General features: G+C 59.5%; 5 protein-coding genes. 2 read left to right on the forward strand and 3 right to left on the reverse strand.

The window, feature by feature from the left end; all coding sequences use genetic code 11:
* Window positions 1-424 precede the first annotated feature (424 nt).
* The 3 genes from P5540_19530 to P5540_19540 form a co-directional block, all read right to left on the reverse strand.
* Entirely contained in the window at window positions 425-1,366 is a 942-nt protein-coding gene (locus P5540_19530; protein ID HRT67006.1) for an HD domain-containing protein, read from the reverse strand.
* A gap of 78 nt (window positions 1,367-1,444) precedes the next feature.
* Window positions 1,445-2,704, reverse strand: a complete 1,260-nt coding sequence (locus tag P5540_19535; protein HRT67007.1) for a hypothetical protein — start codon at window positions 2,702-2,704, stop codon at window positions 1,445-1,447.
* 234 nt (window positions 2,705-2,938) lie between these two features.
* Window positions 2,939-4,279 carry an ammonium transporter gene (locus P5540_19540; GenBank protein ID HRT67008.1) on the reverse strand — a complete coding sequence of 447 codons (1,341 nt, stop codon included), beginning with the start codon at window positions 4,277-4,279 and terminating at the stop codon, window positions 2,939-2,941.
* A gap of 619 nt (window positions 4,280-4,898) precedes the next feature.
* Here P5540_19540 and P5540_19545 point away from each other — a divergent pair.
* Together P5540_19545 and glnA are read left to right on the forward strand one after the other, a co-directional pair.
* On the forward strand, window positions 4,899-5,240 hold the full coding sequence (locus P5540_19545) for a P-II family nitrogen regulator (GenBank protein ID HRT67009.1): 342 nt from the start codon (window positions 4,899-4,901) through the stop codon (window positions 5,238-5,240).
* 96 nt (window positions 5,241-5,336) lie between these two features.
* Complete coding sequence (gene glnA, locus P5540_19550) at window positions 5,337-6,761, forward strand: type I glutamate--ammonia ligase (protein ID HRT67010.1); 1,425 nt, start codon at window positions 5,337-5,339, stop codon at window positions 6,759-6,761.
* Window positions 6,762-6,872 lie beyond the last annotated feature (111 nt).

Here is a 6,872-nt window from a genome sequence, read left to right on the forward strand (position 1 = left end):
GACTGTAGTCGCTTAGAAAAATCGGCGATTGTCCAATTCCCGCTGAACCGGGACAGTCGGAAATTATCCCCGGAACATTATTCGTCTGCGTTTGCGCGATCCCCGTGCCGATTGCCGCGAAGATCGCAACGATCCCCAACCTCCATACCCGCTTCATCGCGCATCCTCCCATTGTCCATTGACTGTTCCTGCACGGCACCCGGCAAACACCCTCTTTCCGCAGCGTAGTATGGCACAACCGGCGCGGTTTGTCAATAGGGCTATTGCACATACTTTACGGGGGGGGGTACAGACAGCACGGTACGGCTCTGCCGTTTTCCTTGCGCCGGTGGCTGGATACGGTTGGAGCAGTCCGGGGATACACCGGTCCGGTCTTTTGGTCGGGCCGGATTGCCCCTGTTTGGCTATTGATGCCGGCGGAGGTTCACTTGGCCCAGATTTGCCGGTCGATCAGGGGGATATAGTCCGACCATTCGAGATGGCGTTCGCGGGTCTCGCGGATGACTCGTGTAAAGGCGTCGGCTTGCGCGTCGAGATTGTCGCATTGGCACAGCACCATCGCCTCGAGGGTCTTGGGCACCACGGGGGATCCGTTGACGAGTTCGCCGTGATGCGACAGAATCAGGTGGATCAGGTGCATGCGCAGCGGCTCCGGGAAACCGGGTATCGCGTCCATCTTCTTGCGGACCATTTCGCAGCCGATTTCGAGATGGCCGAGCAGTTTGCCCGCCGTGCTGTATTCGACCAGCATGTCCTGGCTCATCTCGTCGAGTTTGCCGATGTCGTGGAGAAAACACCCCGCCAGCAGGAGATCCCGGTCGATGTTCGGGTACAGTTCGCACATCGTGCAGGCGATGCGCGCCATTTCGAGGCAATGCCGCAGCAGGCCGCCCGGTTGCGCATGGTGCCATTTCTTGCCCGCCGACGCCTGCGTGAAACGCTCCATGAATGCCTCGTCGTCGAGGAAGGCTTTTGTCAGGCGGGACAGCCATTCTCCGGCGATGCTTCCCATCAGTTCCCTGAAGGCCGCCAGGTGCGCCTCCGTGTCCGCGGACGTTTCGATCAGATCGGATTTCTCGAATTCGTTTTCGGCGAGCGGCACGACCTGTTCGACGCGGATTTGCAGGCGGTCTTGGTAGCTGGTCACGTTTCCGCGCACGTTGACGACGTCGCCGATTTCGAACTGCCGGGCAATCGAGGCCGCATTGTTCCACAAAATCCCGCCGATCTCGCCCGTTCGGTCCTTGAACACCATGCCGAGAAACTTGCTGCCGTTGGCCTGCTCGCGCAGGTCTTTCCGGGCGGCAAGAAAATAGTCGTTGACGGTATCGCCTTCCTGAATGGTCGCTACAAATTGCTTTTTCATGAGATCCTCTCGGTTTACGACGGAACGGCCCAAGCATACCCGAAATGGGGGTGAAGATGACAAGACGCCGGCGTCTTTTCAGTTTTCAGCCCGGTTGCGTTTCCACAGGATCGCCAGCAGGCAAAGGCTGGTTCCGATGTAGAGTGTGTAGGCCGCTGCCAGAAACGTGTTCCCGAAGCGCCATGTCCGGGGGATGCTCACGATGACGCCCGCCGCGACGATGAGCAGTTGCAGGGCCATGATGGACGCGCACGGCACGCGATAGGGCGCGCCGCCCGGCGGATGACGGAGTTGCCTTGCCCAGAGAACCAGCACGGGCAGGAAACTCAATCCAAACAGGGTCGCGTAACCCGCAAGAACCGGTTCGACGCCGTGAATTTCGCACCAGCCGTCGTAGCAGCCCTGGAGCACGGGAATGCAGGGTAGCCACAGCGGGATGCCGGATCGGAAGAAGGTCCGCGACCAGCGGCCCAAGGCCGGCTGTACGGCGTCCGCGGGACGGTTGAACAGCCAGAATGCCAGCCCGAAAGCCAGTCCACCGCCGAGTCCGATGCTCATTTCCCAGTTTTTCCACCAGTCAATGCGGATGGGCGAACCGTGCTGCGTCTGCCAGATCCCGCCGATGGTGAACGGAATGGCGAAACCGAGGGCGAGCGTAAGGATCATGGCCACGGCGCGCCGGTCGCGGCGGATGATTTCGTACGCGAGAAATCCGATCGCCGAGCCGACGTGCGGCGCGATGGTCTGGATGGACAGGAGCGCGCGCTGGCAGGTCTTGTATTCGGGGATGTTGTAGACACCCTCGGAATAAAATGGCAGGAACAGTTGCGGAAAGATCCGGACAAAAGCCAGCGCGGCGACGGCGCCCGCCACCCCGCAAAAAATCCGGGCCACCCAATCCTGCAAACGGAGCGGCCGGTTCGGCGCGCACCAGGCCATGAAGCAGCCGGTGTTGCCGCCCCAATGCAGGCCGCACAGGAACAGCATCGCATAACCGGTCCATGCCGGCACGGCGCGCTCCAGATCGGGATGGTTCATGCAGTACTTGCCGTTCAGCCACGAAATGTAGACGCCGTAACCGGTGAATCCGCCGAACATGATGCCGCAGGTGATCGCCACGAGCATCCATGGCGTGGCATAGGGACGCCGTTCCGCGCCGCCCATTTGCGAAAAGGCGTACCACAGCAGCGCCCAGCCGAAACCCGCCAGCGCGCCGCCCGTCTCGCCGCCGTAGCCCGATGTGCCGCGAATTGCCCAATAGTAACCGCCCATCAGGCACATGATGCCGGCGACAAGCCCATAGTCCGTTTGGGTCCATGTCCGTTGCGCATATCCCATGATTGTAGGCCTCCGCATTGTGCCTCCAGCCTACCAATTCCCGGGCGGAGATGCCAGTAGCTGCATCGGGGGATGTTGTCGTTCCGGTATTCGTGTCCACGGCTCCGCAGCGCAGCTTCATACAATGCCGTGAAAAAAAAGCCACGGGAAGGGACGTTTTCACGTCTCCCGTGGCTTTGCGCGATTGGTGTATATGGCCGGAAATGGCGTATCCACAGGCGGCCTGCCAAGAGATTACAAGTTGTAGCCGACTTCGCCGTGTTGCGTGAGATCAAGTCCCGTGACTTCGTCTTCGAGGCTGGCGCGCAGTCCGACGGCCGCGTCAATCACCTTCAAAATGATCAAGGTCAGCACGCCGCAATACACCACGGTGATGGCGCTGCCCAACAGTTGCATGCCCACCTGGTGCACGATGTTCAGGTCCGCCTTGACCCCGCCGAGCGCGGACGAGGCAAAAACGCCCGTCAGGATGGCGCCGACCGTGCCGCCGACGCCGTGGACGCCGAATGCGTCGAGCGAGTCGTCGTATCCGCACATGCGTTTGAGCGAAGTGGCGCTCCAGAAGCAGATGCCGCCCGCCGCGGCCCCGATGCACAACGCGCCCATCGGTCCCACGAATCCGGAAGCGGGCGTAATCGCCACGAGTCCGGCGACGGCGCCCGTGGCCGCGCCGAGCGCGCTCGGTTTGCCGTGTTTGATCCATTCGATGGCCATCCAGACCAGCGTGGCCGTGGCCGTGGCCGCGTGGGTGACGAGCATAGCCATGCCGGCCGAAGCGCCCGCGGACACCGCGCTGCCCGCGTTGAATCCGAACCAGCCGACCCACAGCATCGCCGCGCCGGTCACCGTCATGCCCATGTTGTGCGGCGCCATGACTTCATGCCCGTACCCGTGGCGTTTGCCCAATACCAGGGCGCAGATCAGCGCCGCGATGCCCGCATTGATGTGGACCACCGTGCCCCCCGCGAAATCGAGCACCCCAAGGTAACTGCCCATGAACGAGCCGTCGCCCGCCCACACCATGTGGCATACCGGAAGGTACACCAGGGTGAACCACAAGCCCATGAACCACATCAGCGCGGAGAACTTCATGCGTTCCGCAAAGGCGCCGATAATCAGCGCCGGCGTGATGATTGCGAAGGTCAACTGAAAACAGTAGAAGACCGTTTCGGGAATCGTGGGCGCCAGCGGATGGATGCTTTCAACCGAAACCCCCTTCGAGAAAATTTTTGCGAAACCGCCGATGAACGAGCGCAAATTCAGCGTTCCGGCCTCCATTCCGGTCTGATCGAAGGCCAGTGTGTAGCCGTAAACCACCCACAGCACGGTCACCAGCGCCGTGATGCTGAAACATTGCATCAAGACCGACAACACGTTCTTCGTTCGCACTAGGCCGCCGTAAAACAACGCAAGCGCCGGAATCGTCATAAACAGCACCAGCGCCATCGAGGTCAGCATCCATGCCGTGTCCCCCGAATCTATTGCGGGTCCGGCGGCATCCTGGGCCGCGGCCGGGCCGGCCGCCGCGAACGCGATGGCCGCTGTCAACCAATATTTCCTACCGTCCTTGTTCATGTCGTGTTCTCCTCGCGGAAGTGGATTCCGCTGCTGCCGTCCCTGCTCCCGAATCGCGCATCAGGCCGCGAACGCCGGGTGGACACCTCATTAAAACTGCTTTACTCCATGACGATTAGTATAGGTATGTATTCTTCCTGGCTGTCCATGCGTGATTGGGTGAAGCAACGAGCATGCCAATGGCCTCGTTCGCGCTGCCGAATCCGTTGCGCGCCAGGTCCGCATCCTTTATCTTCAATTGTTTTCATGAAAGTGCGGCGGTGTGCGCAATGCGTCAATCAGCCCTGCCGGTTGGAATCCATTCGGATGGAGATCGCACCAATCGGTATCTTTGTCATTTTGCTTCTTACCAAAATGTAGGTCTTTGTGTATTTCCCGCGGACTGATAGCCGGATCGCAGCATGAAGGGCGGTTTATGGAAAAGGAAAATAGCCGGTTACAGGGCCAATCATGGGTTGCGGGGGCGTTGAAACCGGCAGAAACGCCGGTATTCGTTTTCGGGGCCATGCGTTGGCACACAATTTGCTGAAATTATCGCAACGCATGGAACCGGGTGATTTCGCGCGGATTCTCGCGGATTCGACGGCAAGCGAAAAGAACGAGGAATGGAGACGGCACCGTGAAAAAGATAGAAGCGATTATCAAGCCCTTCAAACTGGAAGAAGTCAAGGAAGCGCTTTCAAGCGTGGGCGTGCAGGGCCTGACCGTTACGGAGGTGAAGGGATTCGGACGTCAGAAAGGCCACAAGGAACTCTACCGGGGCGCCGAATATGTGGTCGAGTTCCTTCCGAAGGTCAAGTTGGAAATCGTCATCACGGACGACAAGTTGAAGCAGGTGGTCGAGGCCATCGTAAAGGCGGCTTCGACCGGCCGCATCGGCGACGGCAAGATTTTCGTCTACGACATTGAAGACGCCATCCGGATACGCACGGGCGAATCGGGCGACATTGTCATTAGCTGAGTTCACATTTCGAGCCTGACGGCAAGAAAGACGGCATAGGGCACAACCAACACAAGGAGCCGCGCGCAAACGCGGCGCAACACGAGGGAGAAAGTCATGCACAAGGATTTGAATCCGAAGGACGTGGTAAAACTTTGCAAGGAGAAGGGCATCAAGTTCGTGGACCTGCGGTTCATGGACTTCCCGGGCCTGATGCAGCACTTTTCCGTGCCGACATCGGAATTGAGCGAAAGTTCGTTCGAGGAAGGTTTCGGTTTCGACGGGTCGAGCATTCGCGGCTGGCAGGCCATTCACGAAAGCGACATGCTGGTGGTTCCGGATCCCCGGACGGCCGTGATCGATCCATTCTGCACGCTGCCGACGCTGATTCTCTACTGCAACATCCTCGATCCGATCACGAAACAGCGCTATTCGCGTTGTCCGCGCTGCATCGCGCAAAAGGCCGAGAATTACATGATTTCGACCGGCATTGCCGATGTGGCCTATTTCGGGCCCGAGGCCGAATTCTTCATTTTCGACGATATCCGCTTCGACCAGACCGCGCATTCCGGCTATTATTTCCTTGACAGCGTCGAGGGGGTTTGGAACAGCGGACGCGATGAAAAGCCGAACTTGGGTTACAAGCCCCGCCACAAGGAAGGGTATTTCCCGGTGCCGCCGACGGATTCCCAGCAGAACCTCCGCGCGGAAATGGCCGACATCATGATGCAATGCGGCCTTGAAATCGAGGCCCAGCATCACGAAGTCGCAACCGCCGGTCAGGCCGAAATTGATCTGCGCTTCGACAGCCTCACTTCGATCGCCGACAAATTGACGATGTTCAAATACATCATCAAGAACACCGCGTACCGGGCCGGCAAGACCGTTACTTTCATGCCCAAGCCCCTGTTCGGCGACAATGGATCCGGCATGCACTGCCACCAAAGCCTTTGGAAAAACGGCAAACCGTTGTTCGCGGGCGACAAGTACGCCGGGATCAGCCAGGAATGCCTATGGTACATCGGCGGCCTGCTCAAGCACGCCAATGCGCTCATCGCGCTGACCAATCCGACGACCAACTCGTACAAGCGCCTGGTTCCCGGTTTCGAGGCGCCGGTCAACCTGGCCTATTCGAGCCGCAACCGCAGCGCCTGCGCGCGTATCCCGATGTACTCGCCCAGCCCGAAGGCCAAGCGCATCGAATGGCGCGTGCCCGATCCGTCCTGCAATCCGTACTTGGCATTCGCCGCCATGTTGATGGCCGGCCTCGATGGCATCCAGAACAAGATCGATCCGGGCCAGCCGCTCGACAAGGACCTTTACGATCTGCCGCCGGAAGAGAAGGCGCTCGTTCCGCAAGTCCTCGGCAGCCTCGGCGAAGCCCTCGACGCACTCGAAAAAGACCATGAATTTCTGCTCAAGGGCGATGTCTTCACCAAGGATGTCATCGAGACATGGATTCAATACAAGCGCACCAATGAAGTGCTTGCCATGAATTTGCGTCCCCATCCCTACGAGTTCTTCCTGTATTACGATATCTGATCCGTTCGACGTGACGCGTGTTCCGGCGGGATTTGCAAGAGTCCCGCCGGATTTTCTGTGTGCCAAGCATGGCGCGAATCTAAGGGGCGAAAGTCCCCTGCAAGCCCTGAT

Source organism: Candidatus Hydrogenedentota bacterium (assembly GCA_035450225.1).
Taxonomy (GTDB): Bacteria; Hydrogenedentota; Hydrogenedentia; order Hydrogenedentales; family SLHB01; genus DSVR01.

Coding starts and splice junctions, on each gene's coding strand:
- glnA (HRT67010.1), top strand. CDS start 5,337: ATGCACAAGGATTTGAATCCGAAGGACGTGGTAAAACTTTGCAAGGAG.
- P5540_19540 (HRT67008.1), bottom strand. CDS start 4,279: ATGAACAAGGACGGTAGGAAATATTGGTTGACAGCGGCCATCGCGTTC.
- P5540_19530 (HRT67006.1), bottom strand. CDS start 1,366: ATGAAAAAGCAATTTGTAGCGACCATTCAGGAAGGCGATACCGTCAAC.
- P5540_19535 (HRT67007.1), bottom strand. CDS start 2,704: ATGGGATATGCGCAACGGACATGGACCCAAACGGACTATGGGCTTGTC.